This window comes from Providencia sp. wls1914 (assembly GCF_009706645.1).
GTDB classification, from domain to species: domain Bacteria; phylum Pseudomonadota; class Gammaproteobacteria; order Enterobacterales; family Enterobacteriaceae; genus Providencia; species Providencia zhijiangensis.
The window spans coordinates 1-25,921 of the sequence record NZ_WLUN01000006.1; the positions used below are offsets into that span (position 1 = coordinate 1).

Genomic DNA, 25,921 nt, shown 5'->3' on the forward strand with positions numbered 1-25,921 from the left:
TTTTTATTTAATGTCCTTATATAAAGGAGCACCAATTCTACTTTTTCCTTTATTTATACCGTTGGCATTCATCTTTAGTATACCCAGATATATTGGCATTATTACCAGCCGTCGCCCTGTCTGGCCCGAGTCCATCCAAGCTCAATGTCGTGTGGATGACAATGACGCCTATCGCTTGAATGCCTCTACTAACCCCAAAAACTTGTGGAAAACCTTTTTCTAAATCGTAAAAAGCAATCATCTTACCGTCACAGATTCATTCTACATACCATAAAAAACATTAAATGATTTCCTCTTCAATCCAATTTTACATTACAGTCAACCACTGTAGTGGCCGAATGAAATCTCGTTTCCACGTTAATATCTCTAAAGGAATCTAGATATGAAAGATAAAAATGAGTCGCAAGGTTGCAGTTTTTGCATTCGACGTGGATTTCCCATTTTACTCGCTCGCCCTGCTATTATGTCTCAACATGATACTCTCCCTGTTATGCCTAAAAGTATTCATGTCCCCGTTGAAGCCCAAGGGGAAACTGCATATACCTTGCGGTTATTACGCTCTGGCTACTTAAATATTTGGGATGAATTAGGTCACTCATGGATTAATTATTATATTACTGACGGTGGGTTTTATTACCCAATTCCCGAAAATGGGGATGTCCCTAATGATGTAGCCTCTGGTGAAATTAAACCCTGCATTGACCAGCCAGAAGAATTGGCTAGAGCCTCTTTAATCACCTTACCCATGATGCCCCAAGGTACTAAAAATGGCACCTTCTGGTTTGCTTGGTCAGAAGTGAAATGGACAGAATCCATCCGAAAACAATTCGAAGATAAAAGCCACCGAGAGCAGTATATGCAGCCCTTTGATATGGATGCATGGCTGAGTCGTCAGCAAGTACCACAAGCATTACCTTTGTCACAGTTAGAGCAAACTATTGCTAATTATCATGAGCACGCAATAAAAAGCGAAATATGGAAATGGACGCTGCCGTTAGATATGATGTTTAATCCTATTAATGCCGTAACGTCGTTAGTTTATCCGGCATACGCGAAAGTAACACCTATCGCATCTGGGAAATATGTAGAAAATGCAGCTAATCAAGGTTTGCACCCCAAAGGGGCAATATTTGTATTGCCAGATCCTACCGCTAACGTTAAAGATTTATCGTCGTTAATAGAATATGAGTTTAATAAAGAGATATACCAAAAAGATAAGGATACCGAAAGAAAGTCCGCTTTGCTTGCATCAATAACACTAATGAAAGACTCAACGATAACAGATCTCGAACGTGAATATTTAAGCAATGTATATAAAGCGAAAAAGACCAAAGAATCGAATAACGTTCATCCCGATGCTTACGGTATTATTGTCGACGCACCGGAAATACCCGAAGACAACGGTATTTGGGAAGAAGTGTTTAAAGGTATGTCAATCAACGTTAAGAGCAGTTGGTCTGAATATGAAAAATATTATGATACCAATAAAGTCAAAGAATATGCAACAGAGTTAAATGAAGCAGTAAAAGAATATAATAGCCGAGTGATTTCCCCCAGAACAAAAATGTATCTCGATTGGTTTAATGAAGACAGTTTTCTTGATTATTTCCAATGTAATTTTGACCGAAATGATATCATCAGCGGCACCGAATTTACTGCCATTATTAGTTATTGCATACGAGGAATGTCAGATAAGGAAGGAACTAAAAAATTCTTTTCCGAGGCATTAATCAAACCTCAAGATAACCCTAAAAACCTTTTAGCCAGAGCGCTGTTATTAAATCAAGATGCGTTAATAAAAAAAATATCTGAAGCCGTTAATAGCCACCAATCCCTAAGCGAAATGCCTTGGAATAATTTAATTGATGCTTTTGGAACTATCATAGATAAACCCGATTCCCCGGGTGTTTCAGTCATTGCAGTTTACTTGGGTATACTTACGGGTCCACTACTGAAAAATTTAACAAACCTATTAGGTTCAAAATCAATGTATTCTTTTCTTGTATCTATGGGGGTTATCACTAAAAATGCGTTTATCGTGGTTGAAATGGAAGGGACGTTTTCTCATTTGTATAAAGAAACAGCCAAACGCATTATGCAATTATATGGCGATAACCTGAAAATGAGTGAAAAATCTCTATATGATCTTTTAGAAAAAGATCTCAAAGCGAAAGCGTTAAATGGCGAACATATTTATACACAACGAGTACAAAAATTCATTATATGCTTGGAACCCATGGAAGCAGAAAGGATCGCGGCATTACCATCCAATCAACAACTAAAAGCATTAAGAGCCCATATATTTTCGAGCCAAGATGCTTATATTAAAAATTACAGGGCATGGAAAATATCGTTCGAAAATAAAACGCAAAGCTTAAAGTCGGCTACCCCATTTTGTTTAGGTGTACTTTCCGGTTTATTTCAAGTTGCTGCACTGATTAGTTCATCCGATCTTGGCAACAATAAAACATTAACCCGTGATCAACAAGAATCTCGGTATCGCTTTTGTTCTGGGGTTATGGGATTATCCAGCACAATTCTTAGCACCATAGAAACGGGTATCTATAGGTTCGTTACCTTTGAAAATGACGCCGCAAGGAAGGCATTTAAGAATACTCGTGTATCAAAGTATCTATTTGGTTTTGCGGGAAAAACATTAGGGATTGTTAGTGCGGCTATCGGTGCTATTTATGATTCTCTTCATGGTGTTGACGAGATGATGAAAGGTAATTTGGGACTCAGTTCATTATATTTTCTATCTGCAGGTGCAGGTTTTGCGATTATTTATGTACTAATTTTTGCACCTTTATGGGGACCGATAACAATGATTATTTCCCTAATTATATTACTGGGAACAGCTATATTCATCGCTTTAGACCTTCCCAATAACCTTCAAAAATGGTTGCAACAATGCCTATGGGGCAAACTTCCAGAAAAAGGGCTTAGTAAGCTTAAAGAGTTTGAAATGCTTAAAGATAGTGATGTGGTAGATATGTTTGAGCTAACAACATACCCGACCATGCAAATAGAACAAGATGAATTTAAAGCTGCGCTGGGGGGATTTTAATATGGATTACTATGGCTTATTTCCAAAATTTAGATTACAGCGCCCACTTAACGAAAGAGAAATCGAACACCAGTTACATCAACATATCCGCAATGATATTCCTGAGGAACAACTGGATTCTGACCGCAAAGTCATTGTAATAAATTCACATTACCTTGAGTTAGTCGATAAATTTTATTATTCAAAAGGCCTTCTCTCATTTGTATCCTCTTTATGTAGTGCAACTTTTGGTTCTGCTCTTCTTTTTATCCTTTATTATTGTATCTTTGTTGCGGACTATTCAACTGAGATGTTATTTTTTCTTTTATTTGTTATACCGTTTTTATCTGGATTTATCTGCTTTGCATTGTATACCTTAAAGAAAGAGTGGTTTTCTTGGACCCATTACCCTATTCGTTTTGACCGTAAAAATCGTCTTGTTTATGCGTATCGAATTGATGGCTCGATTATTACCGCCAAATGGGATGATATCTTTTTCACTTCTGGATTATTTTACAAAAAGTCTATGAAAGATGAATATTATATTAGCGGTCATATTCTTGATAAAAAGAAAAACACCATTATTGACACCTTTTGTTTACCAGCAACCAGTTTTAACCAAACGGAATTACTTGCACATTGGGAATTTGTTCGCCGTTATATGGAAGATGGCCCGCAAGATATTATTCATCATATTGATTTTTGTTTACCGATTGAAAATAAAAAAGAGCGTATATGGTTTAGCTTTTTCTATCTGTTGACTAACCTTGGTGGCCGCTCGATATTATTTTTACCGGTTTCATTACCTTTAACCGTGATTTTAGGTATTCCCCGTTGTATAGCGGTCCTAACCAGTCGTCGTCCGGTATGGCCTGAGAATATTCAAAAAAAATCTACGTAAGATACCAAAGATCCTTATTTCTTTGACGTTTCCAAAAACCCGAAACATCTATTAATCTATTGGTTCTGTAATAAAAAATAATTTGGCAGTTTGATGCTATTAGCCCAATAAGCAAATGGCATCAAATTAATTTAAATAAGTATTCAAACTTTGCTTGGCTAGCTATTGATGTTATTACTCGGTCATTCTATGAAGTAGGGTATTTACTGGCTATTCTAGTTGGTTCTCTAATAATATTTCCGATGGCACTCTGGATGCTATTCTTATTAAAAAAAGAGTGGTTCGCATGGACTCATTACCCTATTCGGTTTGATCGTAAAAACCAATTGGTACACGCGACACGTATTGATGGCTCTATCTTTACAGCCCCTTGGCAAGATGTGTTTTTTACGACAGGACTAAATCATCGCAAAGAAATCGGCAAGGATTATTATATTAGTGGGCATGTATTGGCAGATGATGGCATCACGATTATCGATACCTTTTGTCTACCTTCATCACATAACAATCTTGAAGAACTGAAAGCCCATTGGGAATTTGTTCGTCATGACCCATATATTCTTAATGCCTCGATGAACCCCAAAAATCTTTGGAAAACATTTTTTTAATTATTATGAATGAAAATTATATTTATTATTCAATTCTCTTCGAACGTGTATTTTCCTTTAAAGCCGTATCTATCAGTTTCCAATAACAAATCGTAAAGGACTTTTATCATGAAAGGTATTATTCGTATTGGTGATAAAAATACAGGTGGTGGCCAAGTATTATCAGGTTCTTCATCAATGGTATTTAACGGCATAGGTGTCGCCCGCTTAGGTGACCCCGTTTCATGCCCTAAAAAAGGACATAATAATGTAGTGATTTCTCAAGGACATCCAACATTTCTAGATAATGGCTTACCTGTTGCATTTGATGGTCATAAATGTAGCTGTGGCTGCACATTGATTTCCTCTCTTCCTAATGCCAAAGCGAGCCTCTAAACTGATGCCTGTTGATTTATTATCACTACCGCCAAAAGCAAAACGTCAAGATTTTCCATCAATTAAACGATGGGGCATTTTTTTTGTTTTACTATCAGTAGTCATTTATATTTCACATCGATTGCTAGTTTCTCAGTCATTAATAGAAAAAATACCAGAGTCAAATTTACTCATTTTTACCATCATAATTTGGCTAGGTTTATATTCTGTTAGATACATATTTTTTCTTTTTAATAAATGGGCAGCTGATGGATGGGATACACAAAGACAAATAGACAAAGATAAAAGAATATCGATAGGCCAAAGAAAAGTTACACTTTTAGCACAAGCCATGATTCTTCCTCACATAACAAACTGCAAAGATTTATCAACACAAATAATTACTAGTAAAGTATCTCTTTTGCCTCCTAACCTAGTCAACGGTAAAGCAAGTTATTGTTCTCAGTTCATTGATAGCAACACATCAGATGTAGAAAGAGTTATCAATAGAATTAAAGCGTTAGTTAGTGAACCATCAATGCTAACCGCAATCAAATGTCTATCTAACAATGTATCATTAAATATTTTAGTTTCGATTGGTGAAAGTATCATTCTAAGTGAAAATGATACTAAACAAATTAATCAAGAAATTTCTCAATTACTCGAAAGACCATTCCGTATTAATTATAAAAAACATATCCCAATTAGCATTGTAGATAACTGGTTAGATAAAGTTGATGATTTTGAATACTTACTCACTATAAATCTTTATCTGATTAAACAACCTATTGATAAATATACAGAGGTTAGTGTAGCTCATTTATTATCATCACTTAAACAAACGCAAAAAAAACATATTGCTTTTATTCATCGACCTGAGTCCATATCCCAACATGAGTACAATATGTTGGATTTGAATAAATCTATTGATAATGCTCTCCTTTGGGGGAATGTCGAAATAACTAAAGTAAAGTCTATTTTTCTTAACACTTATTCAATCAATAATCTGGATGATACTAGAACAGAGGTTCTATTTACCGAGAGTGGAGGAAAAATCCCTTTGCATAGTATTGATAACATTATTGGCTGTACTCAGCACGTCTCACCTTGGGTTAACCTTTATATTAGTACCTCATGTTTAATAAAAACCGAAGCTGCCCAACTTGCGATTACACGCCAAGACAATGAAATATTTGTTTGGACAGTGACTCCGTCAATCGGAGCTTAATGCTTCATTACATTGAAACAGATTAATTACTTTATTTTCATCGTATCTGGAGCCATGATATGAAATCTTATTTACTCTCCACACTAAAAGTTTTAGAAAAACCATGGGTTATTCTATTAGTGTTATTCTGCATAGCTATAACCCTTGGCTTCATTCTTTATTTCTCACCAGAAACATTAGGAGTACAACTAAACTCGGAAAAACAATATGATGCTTTAAATACCCTCGTATGGGTAACTGGTTTTATTGGCTTGGCTTCTATTATTGTTTTTACTGTTAGCCGCTGGATTGGTAAACAAGCTTATAGTGGAACAAAAGAAAAAACAAATAACATCATTAAAAATCATAATGATACAGAGAATATATTACTACTAGAAATCCCAAATACCCTAAAATCCCAATACGGCACTTTCTGGCATTCCAAAGTCTCCATTCAACTCCTCCTCGGCTCCCACTCTGCCGTCGAAAAACTCGCCCCTAGCCTGACGCAAGAAATCTGGCAAGAGTGTGATGGCACCCTACTTATCTACGGTGGAGATATCGGGAGTTCCATAGACTCAGAGCGACTGGAAACCCTCAAACACCTGCGCCGACGTCGTCCGCTCGATGGCGTGATTTGGGTGACTGAAAACAGCATGTCGTCACAGCTTTTAGACAACAACGTCACGTTCACTAACCTCAATACCGCAACAGCCCACAATGCGGGGCGTTCAATCCAAAACCTCTTCCAAGAATTAGGTTGGCGTGCGCCAGTTTGGGCATGGAGTGTCAGTGACCAACAATCCCTCAGCGCGGTCGAAACGCCCTCTATCCTCTGCATGACAGAGCAAAATATGCCCGCCGAGGCGCTATCCCCTAGCTTGTTAAGCCTGATCCCCGCACTTGTGATCAACGGAACTCAAGCATTACTTCGCGAGCAGAAACATACCTATCTGCTTGCTTTTGCTCAATTTTTACAAAACGGTGGCAGCCAACAGCTCGCGACTGCATTAGCCCCACTCAATACCCAATTACGTACGCTGCCTTTTTCCGGCATCGCATTTAGCCCTTCTATCAATCCGTTAAATCAGCAACGTTTACCCAATAGTTGGCACCCTGATACCCGCTGGAAAAGCTGGTTGAATGTACAATCTGAACTGGCATCCGGTTTACAGCCTGCCTCTTTAGGCTTTGACAAAAAACGTCTCGTTCAATACGGTGCTGCCACCGCTATGACCTTGTGGGGCGCAGGCATGATTGTCTCTTACTTCGCCAATCGCCAGCTTATCGAAGAGAGCTACCAAAGCGCGAGCGTCGCTGCTAACGCCCAATTACCAGAAACTGAACGCCTCAAAGCTCAGTATGATTTTCAGCAAACCCTAGGATTACTCAATCATCGCGAACAAACTTCTGTACCTTTCTGGCTCCATTTTGGGCTAAACAGTAATCAGCCACTATTAGCCCATTTATGGCCGCTATATCAACAAACGGTATTACCTCCTTTGCGTGATACCATCGCTCAGCAATTGGCTCAGCAGCTACAAGCCTATGCCCAGCTTTCCCCTAACAGTGAAGACCGTCGTCAAGCCACCCAAGGGGCGTATCAAAGCCTAAAAACCTACTTAATGATGAGTACCCCTGAGCGTATGGATCCCGCATTTTTTACTGACAGCGTGCTCACTACCCTCCCCGTTCCTCAAGGAATGAACGAAGGCGAATGGCAAACCCTCGGCAAAGAATTACTCATGTTCTATGCCCAGCAGCTACCGAAGCATTCTGAATGGCAGTTAACCGCCAACAATAACCTAATTAATCAAAGCCGTACTTTACTTATTCGACAAATTGGTCAGCGCAGTGAAAGCGCAACGCTGTATCAAGAAGTGCTACTACAAGCGCAACATCAGTTCCCAGATATGACCTTAGACGACATGACCGGCGATACCGATGCCAGCTTTTTATTCACCACCGATGAGTTTGTGTCAGGTATTTTTACCCGCAAAGCGTGGGAAGAATCTATTCAACCCGCCATCAAAAAAGTGGTTGAATCCCGCCGCAATGAAATTGATTGGGTATTGAGTGATAGCCAGCATGAACTTAGCCAAGATATTTCGCCGGATGTGCTCAAGCAGCAGCTTACTGAACGCTATTTTGCTGATTTTTCTGATAGCTGGTTAAACTTCCTCAATAGCCTGCAATGGCGCCATACTGAAAGTTTGTCCGATACTATTGACCAATTATCTTTGATGAGTGATGTGCGCCAGTCACCCGTCATTGCGCTGATGAATACCGTGGCTTATCAAGGGAAAACCGGACGCCAGCAAGAAAAGCTCGCCGATTCCTTTATGAACTCCGCGAAAGACCTGCTCAATAAAGAACAGAAACCGGTCATTAGTCAGAAAGCCGACTTTACGGGGCCGCTTGAAGAGACTTTTGCTCCAATTCTGAATTTTGTGGACCCGCAAGCGACTACGCAAACAAGCGATAACCTCAGCCTGCAAGCCTATCTCACCCGCATAACCCGTGTGCGATTAAAGCTTCAGCAAGTGGTTAATGCCCCTGACCCACAGGCTATGTCCCAAGCATTCGCGCAAAGTATTTTAGAAGGTAAAAATGTCGATTTCTCCGAAACGCGGGATATGGGCAGCTTAATTGCCGCCAGCTTTGGGCAAGAGTGGCAAAGCTTTGGGGATGCGCTGTTAGTCGAGCCGATGACTCAAGCGTGGCAGCAATTACTCACACCAACTGCCCAAGGCATTAATAGCGAATGGCAAAATGCCATTGTCAGTGAATGGAACAACGCTTTCGGCGGGCGCTATCCACTGAAAAACACCCAAAGCGATATCTCCTTACCATTGATGGCGCAATATCTGCGCCCCGATAACGGACGCATTCAGCGCTTCTTAGAAACGCGTCTGCAAGGCGTGTTACGTAAAGAGGGCAATCACTGGGTACCGAACAGCACCAACGCCCAAGGATTACGTTTTAACCCTGCCTTTTTAACCGCGCTAAATACCCTAACCGAGTTAGGCGATGTCGCTTTCGCCAACGGGGAAGCCCGTCTCTATTTTGAAATGCGTCCAGGCACCAGTAAAAACGTGATGCAGACTATATTGGTGATCGATAAACAAAATCTTACCTACGATAACCAATTCCCTGAATGGCAACGTTTTGTTTGGCCTGCCGATACTGTCGCGTCCGGCGCATCTTTAACCTGGATGACTACGTCTTCGGGCACCCGACTCTATGGCGATCATCGTGGTGTGTGGGGGCTGATTCGTCTACTCGAAACGGCCAACGTCGCGCCTTACGCGGGCAGCACCAGCAGCTATACCGTTTCGTGGGTCACACCGGATGGTATCTCGCTGAATTACCAACTGCGCACCGAAATGGGTCAAGGCCCACTGGCGCTATTAAAACTGCGCAATTTCGTTTTGCCTGAAAAGATCTTTTTGGATTAGCCATCGATAGGACATCACCTATGCCATTATTAACTGCCTTGCGCACCGCTTGCTTTACTGGAAATCCGCTTGCCGCAAACCTGCTTGTTGAGCAACAAGTGGCACTATGGGAGCGCTGGCTACTGCCCATTACCGCCGAAAATCCAATGGGGGATGACCCCGGTTATGACGATGACTTCGAACGCATGAAAGAAGAAGTCAACAAACTCTCGGGGTCAGACACGGAGTTAATTTGCGCCCTTGCCGAGAACCTCCTGACCAACGTCTGCAAAGATGCGCGAGTTATCACCTACTATATTTGGGCACGTTTGCATCGTGAAGGGGAAACGGGATTAGCCGATGGACTCGGTCTACTCGCAGGATTACTGCATCGCTACCATGACAGCTTACTACCTTCGCGTCCAAATAGCCGAAAAGCCGCCATCGAATGGCTGGCAGGTCAACGTGTCCTCGACAGCCTATCCCTCTATCCTGAGGTGGATAGCAACGAATTTTCTCGCATTGTGGCGCTACTTAGCGCGATCGTGGATGAGTTTAATACATGGGATGAAGCAAGCCGCCCTAACCTTGCGCCCCTCTTACGCGCCTTAGAAAATCGACTCGCCCAATCGGGTGGGGCTGATAGCGTCATCCCGCAAAATATCAAAGCGTCTGAAAATGTGGCGACAAAGCAAATTGCCTCGGGGATCAGCCCTATCGCCCCCATCCAATCGGGTCGCGAACTGCTCGACCAAGCCAAAGTGCTCGCCAATTATCTGCGTAATCAACCCAACGGCTGGCTGTCGGGTCACCGACTGATGAAATCTGTCCGTTGGGATACCCTGCACCAATCGCCACCACAAAATCAGCATGGTTGCACGCGTTTAGCCCCGCCACGCTCAGATGCGAAAGCCCAATTAAAACGCTTATATCTGCAACAAAACTGGTTAGAACTCACCGAACAAGCCGACCGCCTATTTGCCGAAGGCGTTAACCATTTTTGGTTAGATGTTCAATGGTACTTACACCAAGCGCTCAGTAAATCTCCCGCGCCTTGGAATGGTTGGGCAGACGTTATTGCCTCGGATTTAAAGCAATTCTTATTGCGCCTACCGGGGTTAGAAAATCTCGCATGGGAAGATGGCACCCCCTTTGCTGATGAAGTGACCCTCGCATGGATCAAACAACAGATTCTGGAAGATAACATTCAGTCTCTGCACTCTATGCCAGTTCACGGCACGGATGACGATGATAATGGCTCGATATTTGCCTTAGAGCAAGAAGCATTAACGCAAGCCGATACCGAAGGGATAGAAGCCGCCTTAGCATGGTTAATGTCTCGTCCGAATATTCAGACCACCCGCCAAAAATGGCTCTTGCAATTGGTAATGGCAAGAGTGGCGGAGCAGTTTGCCCGTCATGATTTGGCGCTGAACTTATTGCGTGAATTAGATAATCGCGCTGAGCACATGCAACTGGCTGATTGGGAGCCGCATTCCCTGTTTGAAGTCAAAGCCCGCCAATTACAACTTCTGCGAGGTAAAGCACAACGTAACACACCGGATAAAGCCGAGTTACATCACCAAATGTCTGAATTATTGGCTCAATTGACTCGCTTAGATCCTGTCCGAGCATTGGTGCTCTACCCTTAAATTAATCAGTGAGAGTGATACGAATGGATGATTTAACCCTTCGCTATTATGATGCAGAAATGCGCTATCTACGCGAAGCTGCGAAAGAGTTCGCCCAAGCTCACCCCGACCGGGCGGCACTATTAGATTTAGACAAAGCCGGCATTCCCGATCCTTTTGTTGAGCGATTATTTGAAGGTTTTGCCTTTTCGATGGGGCAACTGCGCCAAAAAATTGATGATGATTTACCGGAATTAACGGAAGGATTGGTCAGCCTACTTTGGCCTCATTACTTACAAACCATCCCTTCCCTGTCCGTGGTTGAACTTGTACCCGATATTCACGATATGAAATTATCGTCGGTGATCCCAGCCAATTTTGAAGTGCTTTCGCACCCGATTGGCGAGAAGAAAACCGTTTGTCGTTACCGCACCACGCGGGATTTAACCTTAAACCCCATTACACTATCCACAGTGAATTTAACCACTGAGCCTGATGGACGTTCTGTGATCCGATTACGCTTCGATTGTGCAAAACTGGTCGATTGGAAACAGAGCCCTCTTGGTGCCATTTCCTTTTATTTGGCGGGTGACGTCCCGACCACTTACGCCCTGCATCTCGCTCTCACCAAACACGTCGCAGCGACCTATATCCGTTTACCATCATCCCCTGACCGTATTCGTTTACCGCTGTGGTTTTCCCCTGGAGGATTTGCCGAAGAAGATCAACTGTGGCCCAAAGGAGATAGCACATTCAGCGGCTACCAGTTGTTGCTGGAATATTTTTCTTTTCGCGAAAAGTTTTTCTTCGTCAACTTAAACGGGCTTGAAGAGATTCAATTACCCGAAGGACTAAGTCACTTTGAGCTGGAAATTGTGCTCGATACCCTGTGGGATAGCGACATTCCATTAAGTCGCGATAACCTAAAATTGCACAGCGTTCCGGTGATCAACTTATTCAATATTGAAGCGGACCCTCTTACCGTTAACGGGTTAGAAAGTGAATATTTACTGCGTCCCCGCCGCCTACAAGATGGACACACTGAAATTTACGCTGTCGATACGGTTCATGGCACAAGGCGAGGTGAACACATTCACTATGTCCCATTCAGCAGCTTTCGCCATCGAGGCGGCATGTTGCGCCGCAATGCACCAGAACACTACTACCACACTCGCGTTAAGCGCGGTGTTAGTGGGTTGCATGATACATGGCTGATTTTAGGGGGCGAGCGCGAGCAGCCAACCGCCGCTCTGGAAAGTGAAACCTTATCTTTGCAATTAACTGGCACTAACGGGCAACTTCCGCGCAAAGCGCTGCAAAGTACATTGCTAGACAGAACCGAAGAAACACAACAAACCCAGCTGCAAGTTCGCAACTTATGCAAACCAACCCTGCCTTGCTATCCCCCAGCCGAAGACCGTTTCCATTGGCGCGTTCTCAGCCACCTTGGCGCCAGTTTCCTCAATATGATGGACAACGTGGAAGTATTGCGCGGCACATTGGCACTCTATGACTGGCGAGAAGATGATTTAAACAGCCGTAAACTCGATGCCATGATCCACGTTGAACAGCACCTTATCGAGCGCTTCGAAAAAGGCTTTTTACAGCGCGGTATTGCCATCGATATTACCCTTGATAGCAACGGATTTAACGGTGAAGGTGATATTCATCTCTTTGGCGAAATGCTCAACCGCTTTTTCGCACTGTACACCGACGTGCATCTATTTAACCAACTGACTCTCCATATTTTACCAACAGGAAATAGCCTCACATGGACAGAGAATCATCCTCAGTAAATCAGCTTTTTGATGCACTTGGGGAGCGTCTACCACGGGTTAACTTCTATCGGTTTTGCCAACTGCTAGAACAGAGTAATAAACAGCGCCCGCCACTGGGTAGCACCCAAGACCCGAAAACAGATATTATCCGGTTTCGTCCCCATCGTGGGATGGGTTTTCCTGTCACCGAAATTAAAGGTATCGACATTGAAGACCGCTACCGAGATAGCAATACGCCAAGTATTCGAACCACCTTTTTAGGGTTATATGGTGTCACATCGCCATTACCCACCGCCTACCTCGATGACATCGCACAACAACGGGAAGGAACCGAATCGCTCACGGATTTTCTGGATATTTTTAACCATCGGCTCACCACGCAGTTTTACCGTATTTGGCGAAAATATTCCTATCCAGCGACCTTTTCCGCGGGGGGCGAAGATGAAACTTCCCAGTATTTGTATGGCTTAATTGGCTTAGGCATTCCCGGCACCGCCCAACATGTGCAAGCGCCGTTATCCCGCTTTCTCGCCTTACTGGGTACGTTACGTTTTCCAACGCGCACCGCAGAAGGCGTTGCATCTCTCGTTAAATTACTGGCACCTGACACCCGCGTGAAAATCAAGCCTCATGACCCGCGGCGCATCGAGCAAGCGACTCAAACGGGGTTATCGTGCAGAACACCGATGACCTTAACCAACAAACCCGTTTTAGGTCAGTATTCTACCGATGTAAACAGCCAAATTTTGATTACCTTACAGACAGATAACTTTGATGAAGCCCGAAATTGGCTGCCTGACGGACAACTGTATCAAGATTTAATGGCGCTGTTGCATGTCTACCTAGGGTCAAGAGTCAATGCCCGTCTTTGTCTCAAATTACCCAGAAAGTTGCTCCCTAACGCGACGTTAAGCACTCAATCTCACCAAGGTGTTCAGCTGGGACGTACTGCTGCAATGGGTGCATTGGCGCCTAATGCCGCTCCCCGAGAACACATTATTACCTTAAATTTAGGGCGCTATCAGCGATTATCGGTAGCATCACACTCTACGCCGCCCTCACATTACGCTAATTATCGATTCTAATTCTGGGACTCCCCTATGAAACACATCCCTTTATTGCCATTTTGTGGCAAAACATTGGTGCTTCTGACTGCATTAAACCTCACCGGATGCGGGCTCACTCAAATGGTCAGTGATGGCACTCGCAGTGCAGCAAACGCGATATTTTATAAGCAAGTGAAAGTCGTCCATCTTGATTTCGTGGCGCGTGAAGCACTCAATACCGATGATACAGGCGCATCGCTATCCACCATCATTCGCGTATATCAATTAAAAGATACAGAAAGCTTTGATGAGAGTGATTATGCGTCGTTGTTTGCCAAAGATAGCCAAGTACTAAAATCCTCTCTCGTGGTCCAAAAAGATTTACGTATTCGCCCAGGTGAGTCGATTTCCCTCGATATGCCCCTTGAAGACGGCGCTGAATTTGTTGCCGTCGCCGTGATGTTCCATCACCCTGACCTTATTACCGACGACTGGCGCGTGGTGATCCCCAAAAAGCGCTTACTACCGGACGACCCTCGCCTACTCACACTCTTAGACAACACCATGACCTTAAAACCACTCGGAGAAAAATAGTATGTCCCAGCCTTCATTATATGAAATGTTGACGGGGTATTTTGCGGGTGGGTTGAATATCGATGCTATCCCAGAACATGACCAAGTGATGGTGTCTGTGATGGACAATATTCGCCGCATTCTCAACGCCAGAGCGGGCAGTATCGAGCACCTTCCCGACTACGGGCTACCTGATATGAGTAAAATGATCCAAGGTCTCCCCGGCACCGCTCACAATATGATGACCATTTTATCGGCAACGTTACTCAAGTATGAGCCTCGCATCAAATCACTCTCTTTAGTGTTATTACCGCAAAACAGCTTTGGGGCGCTTCATTATGCCCTTGAGGTTGAATTACATGAGCAAGGTTTGATCCGCTATGGCACTGAGTTTATGCCGGATGGGCGCATTCTCGTCCATCATCTAAAAAAACAATTCGATACGATTTAAACTGACGACAGCGTGAGAAGACTATGAACCCAGATTTAAACACATTGCGCCTTGGTGGCGACCCGCGCACGCTGGCTGATTTTGCCGCGCTCAAAGAAGAATTAAATAAACGCTTTCACCCCGCCCGCCCAGATGTCGACTGGGCGCGTGCCCATGGACTTTGTTTGTCCTTATTCAACCAAAACGGTGCTGATTTACAAACTTGCGCATGGTTTACCCTGATCCGCCAGCATCAAAATGGCATCGCGGGATTAAACGAAGGCTTATCTTTACTCCAACATTTACTAAGCCGCCACTGGCAAGGATTATGGCCACAACAGACCCATGCCCGGGTTGAGATCCTCGCAACGCTGAGCCAACAATTGATGACTGGGTTACGCGCCCATGCACCTGTTTATGCAGACCTGCCAGCTCTGTATCAGACTGAAGCGACGCTAAACCAAATTGGACAGTTGCTACAAACATTAGAGCTCAAACACCTCACTCAGCTGGAGCGACTGCAAAACTTGCTCACCACCCAAGCCAAGCAGCTCGAAAATACCGATGTTCCTGATAGTGGCTTTATTCCACCAACGCCGCTGCAATTGCCAAAAACCTCGCCATCATCATTTCATGCCCGTACCGCCGCAACGCCAATTTCCATCAAAGCCAATGCCACCATCAGCGCATCGATACCGACCCAGCCTTCTTACCGCAAAGGCATTTGTGTGGGTCTGGCTTTCGGTATTGTGCTCACAGGCGCGCTGTGTGCAGGAACTTTGTATATGTTACACCCGCAAATCAATAACCACGTTTTAGCGCAAGCTCTCCCACAACTCCCTGACTTTACGCCGAATATCGCCTCAATTCTTGAGCAGCAATTACAGCCTAATGCCGCTCAACCCAATAGTTTTTCCCCTGAAAAACTCAAGATAATCGATAACTACCTCGTGGAATTAGAGTCCGTCTCCCCAATTTGGTCTCAGCAGTATGGATTAAGCATGGTGAGTTACCTCACAAAGCAATATGGTGAACGTCAAGAAGTCAGCGCATTTAACGACAAATGGCAACAAAATATGCAAATTAATGCGCTATCTAGCGATAAATTGCAGAAATGGTCTGAAGGGATGACGGAGTTAAACAATCTCAGTACGCGCTTAGACAGTCTTGATGGTAAACCTCGCAGCTATATCACGGGGTCTGAATTAAAAACCATTATTTTCAATGCCCGCCAGCATTTTAATCAAAGCGTTCCGTTAGAAGAAGAATTGCGTCGCCTTGAGCAACTTCAAACCCAAGGCTCCGTCCCTGAGTCTGAATACCAACGGATTGATAACCATTTTAAACAGCTACTGAATCGCTATGCGTTGATAAAACAAAGCGAAAAATAAACCTATTTATTCCTAAGCAATACCTGTATGGAGCACCTTATTCGTGCTCCATTTTTTTTCAGTGATATACTCGTTTTAAATTAACATGATAATTATTTTTCAAGGAATACCCCATGCTTCGCTGTGCTGCTCGTATCACCCACCAGCTACGTCATGCATTTCATTCTCGACCACGCTTTTTGGTCTCACTTATTGTTGCTTTCATTACTTTCTTCGCTTTATTTCAAACACAAAGTCTGATTATTAACTTAATTATCAGTTGGAACGCATTTGCGTGGTGCTATTTGCTGTTTCTGTTCCAGAGAATTATTAGCCACAATGTGAAAGATATTCGTAAGCTGACGAAAATTGAAGATGAAAGCGCGAGCATGGTAATATTTTTCTTGATGTCAGGCTGCTGCGTCAGTTTATTAGCCCTATTCTTTGCCTTGGGTGGACACAGTGATATTCCGAAAGCCGATAAAATTTACTCTTATATTTTAACTGCCTCGACATTGATATCCTCTTGGCTGCTCTTACCCACCGGCTTTACCATGCACTATGCCCATCTCTATTACGGTAATAGTGAAAATGAAAAACCGTGGCTAATTTTCCCCGATAAAATCACCCAACCCAGCTATTCGGATTTTATGTATTTTTCATTCACCATTGCCGTCGCCTCACAAACAGCCGATGTGGAAGTTGCCTCAACCCCTATGCGACGTGCGGTATTGCTCCAGTCCGTTATTTCATTTGTCTTTAATATGGCCATTTTAGGGTTATGTATTAATATTTCTGCCAGCTTCTTTTAAAGGGTAACCCCCCCTTTATCGGAATAATTTGCCAAAATAAAAAGAGTTAGCCTGCTATCACAATAAAAAAATATTCAATGCGGGATATTGACAATATCCCCATATAGATCTAAAAATACTGTATATTAATACAGTCTTTAGTAGAGGCTATTATGTTACGCATCGAAGTGTTATTTGATAAGAATTCACCACAAAAACCAAGTGGCTTGGTTTTACAAGCTTTAGAGTCTGAGATTTTACGCAAACTACAGTCACAGTACCCTGATATGGTTACTCGAGTAGGCTTTAGCTCTCAGCAGGCGATTAATATTTCAGGAACGAAGATTGCGGATGACAAATTACGCATTGAAGAGATCTTAGAAGAAATTTGGATGGATGACGGCTGGCTACCTGAAGCAAATACCGATGACTAGATGATTAGCAGAGAAATGGAAGGGTAATATCCATCTTCCATTTCTTAATTCATTATTCTTTGAAGTTAATCTGAATCACTTTCAATGTGTTTCTGTCTATCACTTATACGCTTCTACATATAAAAACCGATAGCACCACAATTCACCATTCCGCCATTGACGAAAAAGTATTAATAAAGTTTTTGACGAAGATACGATTTAAACTCATTCACCGGATTACGTTTCGTTTTACTCACTTCAAGTACCCGAGCCTCTACTAAGCAAGTTTTCGCATCAGTGCATCGCTGAACTTCATTTAATTTCGTCGGATTCAACGCCAATTGTGGCTTATTGAAACTCTCCCCCATAAATAGCAAGGCAATAAAAATAATCCCGATAAATAGAGGCACTTCAATATACGCTTGTTTCATGATGAATGCTCTTGTTATGGTTGTTGAGGGTATATTAGTGCTTTTGCATTTTAGTACCTTAATATTTGGTTAAACCAACCTTAAGGGATGCTTAAGGGGGTAAATATCCTGGTTGCTGGGTGAGCGGAGTCTGCTTATACTCCGCAACAGAGGTAATAAATATGAATATTTTATTGGTAGAAGACGATCTTCAGCTCGGCAAAGCGTTATGCCGTGGACTAGAATTAGCTGGGTTTAATCCTTGCTGGGTCAGATTATTATCGGATGCTAAGCAGCAATTACAGACACGCAATTTTGATGTCATGCTTTTAGACTTGGGATTACCTGATGGTGATGGTCAAGAGGAATTAATTTCATGGCGCCAAGCTGGAGAATCAATACCGATTATTATTCTTACCGCCCGCAATAAAATGGATAATTTAGTGGCGAGTTTAGATTCTGGTGCCGATGATTTCTTAACAAAACCCTTTGAGATGCCAGAGTTGATTTCTCGCGTAAAGGCTATTAGCCGACGTATGGCTGGGTTTTCATCTGAAATTTGGCAATTGGATAATCTGCAATTAAATCCATTAAACCATCAAGTCACCTTGGATGGTCAATTATTATTACTCTCCGGCAAAGAATATCTGTTGCTATACGAGTTAATTAAGAATGCCGACAATGTCGTGCGAAAAACGGATTTAGAGCAACGTTTATTTGGCTTGGATGATGTGGAAAGTAACTCCCTTGAAGTCCACATTCATAATTTACGCCGCAAAATTGGTAAAGACAGAATTATTACTATCCGTGGCATCGGTTATTTACTAAAAAAAGAAGCGCAATCTAGTGAAGATTAAATCCTTTCTTGTCTACACATTTGGTATTCAGATTGGCGCAGTCATCTTTTTATGGCTGCTGCTAGTCGGTTGGTTACAATTTTTTTATCTACCTGATTTGGTCGATGATGATGAATTTAACCAACAACAGCAAATTGTCACACAAGGGATTGCGCGTACATTAGGTACAGTGTCAGATACCCCAGAATATTTTGATAAGCTCGCGGTTATTCTGCAAAAAATGTATACCGATGCCATGGAAAACGGCATTGAAACTAGCTATAAACCGTATATGGTTGTGCGGGATAATCGGGGACATGTGTTATATCGCAATAGTGAAAAGATTTCGGACCCATCACTAAAATCAGTCGAGATGCTAACTGCCCAACATAAAGATTGGCATTTCACCTCTGCATGGGATGATGACCATACCCTCGAAGTTGTGATTGCAGAATCGTATCTTGAGCGACGAAAGTTAATTGGTAATCCAGCCGAAGGCACTGCCATTCCTCTCGCCTTTATTTTGGGCATCATGTTAATCGCTATTTTGATCACCGCCTATTTTAGTATTCGCCCAATTAAACAAGTCGCTAAAATTATTTCATCACGTCAACCGGGAAATTTAACGCCGATTGATACCAAAGATATGTATAAAGAAACTCGCCCGATTATTTCCGCGATTAACCAATTAATGGCACGAGTCGATGCCGCGAATTTACGCGAAAAACGTTTTATGGCAGATGCGGCTCATGAATTGCGAACTCCGATTGCAGCGGTAACAGCACAATTACATGTGTTAATGCATATCGATAATCCAAAAGAAAAAGCCGAGATTATTAATGATATGAAAGAGACATTAACGCGCGCCGCTTCTTTATCTCATCAATTAATTGATCTCGCACGTTTGGAAGCGGAAGATTTTGCCATTCGTAAAGAGAACATTGATTTACCGATGTTAATCAGTAATCTCATTTCATCGCATATTCCTTATGCTCTCAATAAACATATTGATGTGGAATTATCCAGCCCAGATTCTTTTTATATTGAAACTGATAAGCTGGCGCTGAGTAATGTGTTCACTAATTTAATCGAAAATGCGATTAAATATTCGCCAGAAAAAGCCAAAATAAAAGTGACACTGGCAGATCTCACCCCTTTTGGTGCCACCATTACAATTCAAGATAATGGACGCGGTATTCCAGAAGAGAGCCGGGCGTATTTATTTTCTCGCTTTTACCGTGTGCCTGGAACATTAGAAACAGGAAGCGGTTTAGGATTATCTATTGCCCATAACTTGGCATCAAAAATAGGTGCGACATTAAAAGTCACTGATGGATTAGAAAATAAAGGCATCGGATTTATTATTGATTTGCCTTGATTGAGTCGGCAGTTGAGAATAATACCATTAATTAAAATAATGTTATTCAGTTAACATCCCGAGTGCGCAATAAGCATTACAATCCCTTATTACGTTAAATTACTTAGCCATAAAAAGGGGCAATAATGTCACAGGCGCTAATCATCATTGATCTTATTAACGATATTGTGGGTAAAAACGGTTTATCCAATAGCAGTTATTCCCAAGTCAATTCCCGTAATATTATTGAAAAGGCGAATCAAGCCGCTAATTACGCAAGAAGTCAGCGTATTCCTGTTATTTGGGTCAAAGTTGGCTTTAGCGATAATTATCAAGATATCCCCGCTGGCTCTCCACTTTTTTCACAAGCTAAACAGAAAGGCGCATTAAAATTAAGCGGCTATGGCTGCCATTGGGTGGAAGATTTGGAAGTTCATATGCAAGACAGAGTGATCATTAAGAAAGGCGTTTCTGCATTTGCAGGCAATAAACTCCACCAATGGCTCAACGATAATGATATTACTCAGCTCTATTTTGGTGGAGTCAGTTCGGTAATGGCAATCCAAAGTAGCGTGAGACAAGCCCATGATTTAGGTTATTTTTGCCATGTCCTCGAAGATGTGTGTGCCGCTGCAACCATTGAACTACACGAACAAAGTATGCAGGCGCTGGCAGGTCTAGCCACGATTTCATCCAGCAAGACGTTTATGCAAGGCAAATAACCGTCATGATGAGTATGTTGTAAACAATAATTTACAACTTTCAAATTAAAAATTAGTTTAATATTTAAAATATCTTTTGGTTGATTATTGACTTTGATCAATAAAAAACTAGAATGCTCCTACGTGATCAAGATCACACATTAACATTCGGAGCGAACATGAAAAGCATCAAAGAATTTTTCGTTAACCTGCAAGAAGTTGTTGAATTACTGTCCAAGCGTTTTATGTAATTTGCTTTAAACTTTAGTTAAACCATAGTCAATCAAACCTTTCATTTACCTCATTCAAGTATTTGCAAATTTTTGCTAACGGCCTTTTTTAAGGCCGTTTTTTTATTCAAATACGTTCTCAATAATTTCCGCAACCACTGCCGTTCCAATCGCCACTAAAATAAGATCTTTACCACTCATTTTCCATTCATAGCCCGCGTAAACAGGCAATTGATGAATAAACTTTGATGGCAGAACCTTTTTAGCTATCCCCGGTGGTAACGGTTTTCCTCTCCTTACTTGCTTTGCAATTCCTGGTGGTAGTCCTTTGTAGCCCGTAAGACCATACTCAATGGCTAAAGGTCGAACATTCCCAAAATTCACGCTGAAACTAATATTAGGTGAAATACGCAACGTTCCTTGAATACCTGAATTATCATCGTTCCATTGCTTCACTTTATAATGGTCATCATCTTTATTTTTATGGCCGTTGTTGCCTTTAAATTCTTTATTATTATGTTTGTTACCGTTTCCATGCCCGTTGTTACCATTTGGGTCGGAAAACGCAAATGGTGATGTCCCCATGAATGCTAAAAGAACAATCAGTGGCAGACGGCTATTTTTCGTAGGCTTTTTCATCAGTATTTCCTCATAAACATGATCGTTTGAGAGTATTCCTCAAAGTATAGAGCATCAATCAGAATAACCGCCATTTTCCGTAATCTTATGTAAATATTCAGTATATTTCACAAACTTAAGTCCTATTTGCTTATACTGGGTCGTCATTTATGGATAACGCAATAAAGGAGAATTTATGCAGCAGCAACTGCTCGACTGGGCTCGCCAGTTTAATCAAGACTATGCCACCCTCGCCTCTCTCTTAATGGTCCTTGGGCTGATACTGATTGTCGCCCTGATTTTGCATCTTTTTCTGCACAAAATTTTGCTTCCTACGATTGAAAAAAGAGGATTAAAAGCGGGTTCCGGTTGGCAACATCAACTCACCCAATATAATCTGTTCAATCGAATTGCCTTTATTATTCAAGGTATTGTGGTCAACATTCAGTCCACCTTATGGCTATCTTCGGGCTCCACGACACAAATGGTATTGAATGTCGCTTCCCAAGCATGGTGCTTGCTGTTTGGCTTGCTGGCTATTTATTCCATTTTAGATATCACACTGGGTGTATTACAGCGTGCGGCAAAAACGGCACATCTCCCGCTACGTGGCATTTTCCAAAGCATTAAGCTTATCGCCACTGTTTTAATTTCGATTATGATCATCGCGCTACTGATTGGTAAATCTCCGTTGATTATCCTCAGTGGGTTAGGTGCGATGACCGCCGTCATGATGTTGGTGTTTAAAGATCCGATTATGGGATTAGTCGCCGGAATTCAGCTCTCTGCGAATAACATGGTCAACATTGGCGATTGGCTGGAAATGCCGAAATACGGTGCCGATGGTGCGGTGATTGATATTGGATTGACCACAGTTAAAGTTCGAAATTGGGATAATACCGTCACCACCATTCCAACTTATGCCCTGATTTCAGATTCCTTTAAAAACTGGAAAGGCATGACCGAATCAGGCGGACGCCGTATCAAGCGCAGCCTACGCATCGATGCCAATAGTATTCATTTTTTGAAACCTGAAGAAGTTTGCAACTTTGAAAAAGCCAACTTATTAGAGCCTTACATCGAGAAAAAAGTCTCTGAAATTCAGGTCTACAACTCTACGTTACCAGAAGATAAAGCGACGCCACTCAACCAGCGACGCCTCACAAATATCGGGACATTTCGCGCCTATATTGAAGCCTATCTGCGTGCTCACCCGCAGATCCATAAAAATATGACCATCATGGTTCGCCAACTGGAGTCAGACTCAAACGGTATCCCAATTGAGATTTACGCGTTTACCAACACAACAGTATGGTTAGAGTATGAACGTATCCAATCGGATATTTTTGACCATATTTTTTCCATTCTGCCGCAGTTCAACTTATCTGTGCATCAATCACCTACCGGTAATGATGTTCGATTCTTAGGTCATTCAGCGAATAAATAACTCATCATAGGTAACTTATAAATACTACTTAATGATTAGCGAACATGGCCAACCTACCTAGAGGGGGAAACCCCTCTTATACTCACAGATCACACCCCACCATTATATAATTTTCAATATAACGATTGATAATAAAAATAGAACAAAACGGGTATCCAAGACAAAAAAACTCCTTATAAATTAAACAAATAAAAATATTTCCCTTGGTTTTATCAAAGATATTGTTGATGCATATCATGTTAGTGAGTGGGTATTTTTTCTAACATATTGAACATACCTAATACGTTATTTACATATAGGCAATGTCAATGCATAAAAATAAAACAAATACTCATTTCGCAGAACTGAGCAGGAGGGAATTTCTTCAGACCTCCGCAACCGTAGCGGGTGCAGCCGCCGTTGCAGGCTCAATCACTCTGCCTTTTGCTGCTCAAGCAAAAACACCAACCATCATGCCCGACGAAGTCAGTGAGAAAATCAGCTACAGCGCTTGTTTAGTCAACTGCGGTAGCCGCTGCCCTCTAAAAGTTCATGTGAAAGATGGCGTTATCAGCCGTATTTCCAATGAAACCATGTATGACGATTCAACACTGGGAGAGCACCAAATTCGCCCTTGTCTGCGTGGTCGTTCAGTTCGCTGGAAAACTTATAATCCAGACCGTTTAAAATACCCAATGGTGCGTGTAGGTAAACGTGGTGAAGGTAAGTTCAAAAAAATTAGCTGGGATGAAGCCACCACTATCATTGCGGAAAAACTGAAATACACCATCGATAAATACGGCAGCGATGCCATTTATTATCAGTATGGTTCCGGTTCAACGGGTGCCAACTTGCACGGTCGAGCGGCCTGTAAACGTCTTTTAAGTTTAACCGGTGGATTTTTAGGTGACTACGGGACTTATTCCTACGCACAGCTAATGGAAATCACGCCATATGTTTACGGCAGTGTGGAAGAGTCTTATTTAACTGAAATCCAAAACTCCGATCTCGTGGTGATGTTCGGTCATAACTTGGCTGAAACCCGTATGTCCGGTGGTGGTCAGTTCTATGAAACGCTAAATGCCCTCGATAAGAGCAAAGCAAAAGTGATCATTATTGACCCTCGCCGCACTGATAGCGTCACAACGTTAGGCGCTGAGTGGATCCCTATTTATCCGGGTACTGACGCCGCGTTAGTGGCAGCCCTGGGTTATGTGATGATCCAAGAAGGCTTAACCGACGAAGAATTCCTGAAAAATTACTGTGTGGGCTGGGATGAATCAACCCTGCCCGCTTCAGCGCCACGTAATGCCTCTTACAAAGATTACATCTTGGGCAATGGTCCTGATGGTATTGCGAAAACCCCTGAGTGGGCGAGCAAATTAACAGGTATTTCGGTTTCACGTATCATTCAGTTAGCCCGTGAAATTGGTAACGCTCAACGAGCTTGGATCTCACAAGGCTGGGGCTTACAACGTACCGAAAATGGTGAGCAAGCCTGTCGCTCTATCATGATGCTACCTATTATGTCTGGCAATATTGGTCGTTCAGGGACTAACACTGGTTTATGGGGTAACAGTTTTGCCTATCCAGTGGCTGGATTTGGCTTACCGAACCCAGTGAAAGCATTGATCCCAACGTATATGTGGTCAGAAGCGATTGTGCGCGGTAAAGAGTTAACCGCTGAAAATGGTGGGATCAAAGGCGTTGATAAACTGAATAACGACATCAAATTTATGTGGTGTTATTCCAGTAATGTCATCGGAAACCAGCATGGTGACTTGAATAAGACCCATGAAATTCTGTCTGATGAATCAAAATGTGAGTTTATCCTTGTTTGGGATAACCACGACACTCCATCGGCAAAATATGCGGATTTATTGCTACCAGATGTGACCACCGTCGAAACAAACGACCTGATCAATAACTCCTATGCAAGTGGGGCTTATCACTATCTGGTGCGTCTACAAAACGCCATTGAACCACTGTGGGAAAACCGTCCAAACTACGATGTATTAGTCGAAATCGCAGAAAAAATGGGCGTGAAAGATCAGTTCACTGAAGGCCGCACCTACGCAGAATGGATTGAGTTTTGCTACAACAAAACTCGTGAAAAAATGCCTCATTTGCCTGAATTTAGTGAGACTGATGGTGCGGGGATCATCGACCTAAGTTCCTCAATAGTGCTGAAAACGTAGCACTGAAAAGCTTCCGTGATGACCCAGTGAATAATCCACTGAAAACACCATCGGGCAAAATTGAAATTTACTCCGAAAAACTGGCTGAACGCGTGAAAAACTGGGAACTTCCAGAAGGTCAGCGTATTCCAGCTATTCCTGAATATTGTGTGAATAGAGAAGGTGTTGAAGCGCAAGCTGCACAGAAAAAACACTCTTTATTAATGACGGGCTTCCACGATAAAGGTCATGTTCACTCAACCTATTACAATGTGGCTATGCTGCGTGAAGCTATTCCTCATCAATTCTGGTTAAACCCAATTGATGCACAAGAACGTGGTTTGAAGAATGGCGACTTAGCTGAAATCTTCAATGATCGCGGGCGTATTCAGATTAAAGTCAAAGTGACTGAGCGCGTCTTACCGGGTGTGATTGCGGTTCCTCAAGGTGCATGGCGCACATTGAATACCGAAGGTTTAGATGTTGGTGGTTGTATCAACACCCTAACCTCCCATGTCCCTTCCCCACTGGCGAAAGGCACACCACAACATACTAACCTTGTTGAAGTCAAACGCGCTTAA

At 42.4% G+C, this 25,921-nt stretch carries 19 protein-coding genes and 3 pseudogenes; 20 read left to right on the top strand and 2 right to left on the bottom strand.

All coding sequences use genetic code 11. The annotated features are described in order from the left end of the window. The 15 genes and pseudogenes from GKR74_RS17955 to GKR74_RS05495 all read left to right on the top strand — a co-directional run. A pseudogene (locus GKR74_RS17955) lies at window positions 1-223 on the top strand (DUF6708 domain-containing protein); the annotation flags it as partial. A 159-nt stretch (window positions 224-382) separates the two neighbouring features. Next, on the top strand, window positions 383-3,067 hold the full coding sequence (locus tag GKR74_RS05430) for a T6SS effector BTH_I2691 family protein (RefSeq protein ID WP_154602833.1): 2,685 nt from the start codon (window positions 383-385) through the stop codon (window positions 3,065-3,067). A gap of 1 nt (window position 3,068) precedes the next feature. Then, window positions 3,069-3,947, top strand: a complete 879-nt coding sequence (locus tag GKR74_RS05435; protein WP_154602834.1) for a DUF6708 domain-containing protein — start codon at window positions 3,069-3,071, stop codon at window positions 3,945-3,947. 254 nt (window positions 3,948-4,201) lie between these two features. Further along, window positions 4,202-4,555, top strand: a complete 354-nt coding sequence (locus GKR74_RS05440; protein WP_230086840.1) for a DUF6708 domain-containing protein — start codon at window positions 4,202-4,204, stop codon at window positions 4,553-4,555. Window positions 4,556-4,663: 108 nt separating this feature from the next. Beyond that, a complete protein-coding gene (locus tag GKR74_RS05445; RefSeq protein WP_154602835.1) occupies window positions 4,664-4,930 on the top strand; it encodes a PAAR domain-containing protein in 267 nt (88 codons plus the stop codon). 4 nt (window positions 4,931-4,934) lie between these two features. Continuing rightward, window positions 4,935-6,137, top strand: a complete 1,203-nt coding sequence (locus GKR74_RS05450; RefSeq protein ID WP_154602836.1) for a hypothetical protein — start codon at window positions 4,935-4,937, stop codon at window positions 6,135-6,137. A 59-nt stretch (window positions 6,138-6,196) separates the two neighbouring features. Next, the gene (locus GKR74_RS05455) at window positions 6,197-9,574 is read left to right on the top strand and encodes an ImcF-related family protein (RefSeq protein ID WP_154602837.1); all 3,378 of its coding nucleotides are present in this window, start codon (window positions 6,197-6,199) and stop codon (window positions 9,572-9,574) included. 20 nt (window positions 9,575-9,594) lie between these two features. After that, window positions 9,595-11,205, top strand: coding sequence for a type VI secretion system protein TssA (tssA, locus tag GKR74_RS05460; protein ID WP_154602838.1), 1,611 nt, complete (start codon window positions 9,595-9,597; stop codon window positions 11,203-11,205). Between the two features lie 23 nt (window positions 11,206-11,228). Then, complete coding sequence (gene tssF / locus GKR74_RS05465) at window positions 11,229-12,980, top strand: type VI secretion system baseplate subunit TssF (RefSeq protein WP_154602839.1); 1,752 nt, start codon at window positions 11,229-11,231, stop codon at window positions 12,978-12,980. Next, window positions 12,956-14,047 carry a type VI secretion system baseplate subunit TssG gene (gene tssG, locus GKR74_RS05470; protein ID WP_154602840.1) on the top strand — a complete coding sequence of 364 codons (1,092 nt, stop codon included), beginning with the start codon at window positions 12,956-12,958 and terminating at the stop codon, window positions 14,045-14,047. Before tssF ends, tssG begins: the two co-directional genes overlap by 25 nt. Window positions 14,048-14,062: 15 nt before the next feature. Beyond that, window positions 14,063-14,602: a type VI secretion system lipoprotein TssJ gene (gene tssJ / locus GKR74_RS05475; RefSeq protein ID WP_154602841.1), complete on the top strand. Its 540-nt coding sequence runs from the start codon at window positions 14,063-14,065 to the stop codon at window positions 14,600-14,602. A gap of 1 nt (window position 14,603) precedes the next feature. Beyond that, entirely contained in the window at window positions 14,604-15,032 is a 429-nt protein-coding gene (gene tssE, locus GKR74_RS05480) for a type VI secretion system baseplate subunit TssE (RefSeq protein WP_154602842.1), read from the top strand. A gap of 23 nt (window positions 15,033-15,055) precedes the next feature. After that, window positions 15,056-16,402: a VasL domain-containing protein gene (locus tag GKR74_RS05485; protein ID WP_154602843.1), complete on the top strand. Its 1,347-nt coding sequence runs from the start codon at window positions 15,056-15,058 to the stop codon at window positions 16,400-16,402. Window positions 16,403-16,515: 113 nt separating this feature from the next. Continuing rightward, window positions 16,516-17,193, top strand: a complete 678-nt coding sequence (locus GKR74_RS05490) for a DUF1345 domain-containing protein (RefSeq protein WP_036952946.1) — start codon at window positions 16,516-16,518, stop codon at window positions 17,191-17,193. Window positions 17,194-17,345: 152 nt separating this feature from the next. After that, window positions 17,346-17,606, top strand: coding sequence for a DinI-like family protein (locus tag GKR74_RS05495; RefSeq protein WP_036952942.1), 261 nt, complete (start codon window positions 17,346-17,348; stop codon window positions 17,604-17,606). A 170-nt stretch (window positions 17,607-17,776) separates the two neighbouring features. On the opposite strand, the gene GKR74_RS05500 is transcribed toward GKR74_RS05495, so the two are convergent. Further along, complete coding sequence (locus GKR74_RS05500) at window positions 17,777-18,016, bottom strand: hypothetical protein (RefSeq protein WP_154602844.1); 240 nt, start codon at window positions 18,014-18,016, stop codon at window positions 17,777-17,779. Between the two features lie 161 nt (window positions 18,017-18,177). Between GKR74_RS05500 and GKR74_RS05505 the strand changes: the two genes are divergently transcribed. The 3 genes and pseudogenes from GKR74_RS05505 (at window position 18,178) to GKR74_RS05515 (ending at window position 20,910) form a co-directional block, all read left to right on the top strand. Beyond that, the gene (locus GKR74_RS05505; RefSeq protein WP_154602845.1) at window positions 18,178-18,852 is read left to right on the top strand and encodes a response regulator; all 675 of its coding nucleotides are present in this window, start codon (window positions 18,178-18,180) and stop codon (window positions 18,850-18,852) included. Next, window positions 18,842-20,263, top strand: a pseudogene (locus tag GKR74_RS05510) (sensor histidine kinase). Before GKR74_RS05505 ends, GKR74_RS05510 begins: the two are co-directional and overlap by 11 nt. Window positions 20,264-20,334: 71 nt before the next feature. Then, entirely contained in the window at window positions 20,335-20,910 is a 576-nt protein-coding gene (locus GKR74_RS05515; protein WP_154602846.1) for a cysteine hydrolase family protein, read from the top strand. 332 nt (window positions 20,911-21,242) lie between these two features. Here the strand turns inward: GKR74_RS05515 and GKR74_RS05520 are convergent, their stop codons facing one another. Continuing rightward, complete coding sequence (locus tag GKR74_RS05520; protein ID WP_154602847.1) at window positions 21,243-21,758, bottom strand: anti-virulence regulator CigR family protein; 516 nt, start codon at window positions 21,756-21,758, stop codon at window positions 21,243-21,245. 175 nt (window positions 21,759-21,933) lie between these two features. On the opposite strand from GKR74_RS05520, the gene GKR74_RS05525 reads away from it, so the two are divergent. Then, entirely contained in the window at window positions 21,934-23,184 is a 1,251-nt protein-coding gene (locus GKR74_RS05525) for a mechanosensitive ion channel family protein (RefSeq protein WP_154602848.1), read from the top strand. 308 nt (window positions 23,185-23,492) lie between these two features. After that, window positions 23,493-25,921 (top strand): annotated as a pseudogene (locus GKR74_RS05530) (DMSO/selenate family reductase complex A subunit).